Here is a 1,171-nt window from a genome sequence, read left to right as displayed (position 1 = left end):
TGCTGACCGATGGTGGTCATGGTGTTCTCGACGGCGGGGTTGATGATGTCCAGCACCGGCTTGGGGTAGACGCCGAGAACGAGCAACAGTGCGATCAACGGTGCGACCACCAGCAATTCGCGGGCTCGCAGGTCACCGATCTTCTCGTTGCCGGTGGCCACCGGTCCGGTCATCACGCGCTGGTAGAGCCACAGCATGTAGATGGCGGACAGCACCAGCGCGGTGACACCGAACGCGGCGGCCAGCCAGTAACGGTTGAAAGTGCCCAGCAGGACCAGGAATTCGCTGATGAACGGCGCCAGGCCGGGCAGCGACAGGGTGGCCATGGCCGAGACCAGGAACGTCCCCGCCAGGACGGGCGCCACCTTCTGCACGCCGCCGTAATCGGCGATCGCCCGGCTGCCGTGCCGGGATATCAGGAATCCCGCGATCAGGAACACCGCCGCCGTGGACAGGCCGTGGTTGAGCATGTACAGCGTCGACCCGCTCTGGCCCTGGGTCGTCATCACGAAGATGCCCAGGATGATGAAGCCGAAGTGCGAGATGGAGGTGTAGGCGATCAGCCGCATGATGTCGGTCTGCCCGATCGCCACGACCGCCCCGTAGATGACGCCGATGACGGCCAGCACGACGATCAGGGGGCGGAAATACGTTGAGGCGCCGGGGAAGAGCTGCAGGCAGTAGCGCAGCATGCCGAAGGTGCCGACCTTGTCCATCACCGCCATCATCAGCACCGCGGTCGCCGGGGTGGCCTCCACCGCGGCGTCGGGCAGCCAGCGGTGGAACGGCCACAGCGGCGCCTTGATCGCGAACGCGAACATGAAGCCCAAGAACAGCGCCTTGAACACCGCGGAGTCGGCGCCGTAGCGACCGGAGGCGACGCCGGCGACGATCTCGCGGAAGTCGAACGTGCCCGAACCGTGCTGCGCGGTGACGACGTAGAGCCCGATCACCGCGGCCAGCATGATCAGCCCGCCGAACAGGTTGTACAGCAAGAACTTCACCGCGGCGCGTGACCTGCCCGTCCCGCCGCCGAAGCCGCCGATCAGGAAGTACATCGGGATGAGCATGGCCTCGAAGAACACGTAGAACAGCAGCACGTCCAGCGCCACCACCGAGACCAGCACCATCGACTCGATCGCCAGCGTCAGCGCGACGTAGGCGTGCACAC

General features: G+C 65.8%; 1 protein-coding gene. It reads right to left on the bottom strand.

Features of this window, described 5'->3' with window-relative positions; translation table 11 throughout:
- Nucleotides 1-1,171 (bottom strand): NADH-quinone oxidoreductase subunit M (locus tag A9X04_RS12435; RefSeq protein WP_067920721.1); only part of this gene is annotated, 1,171 nt, incomplete at both ends.

Source organism: Mycobacterium sp. E3247 (assembly GCF_001667785.1).
Classification (GTDB): Bacteria; Actinomycetota; Actinomycetes; order Mycobacteriales; family Mycobacteriaceae; genus Mycobacterium.
This window is presented reverse-complemented; position numbering and strand designations above follow the sequence as displayed.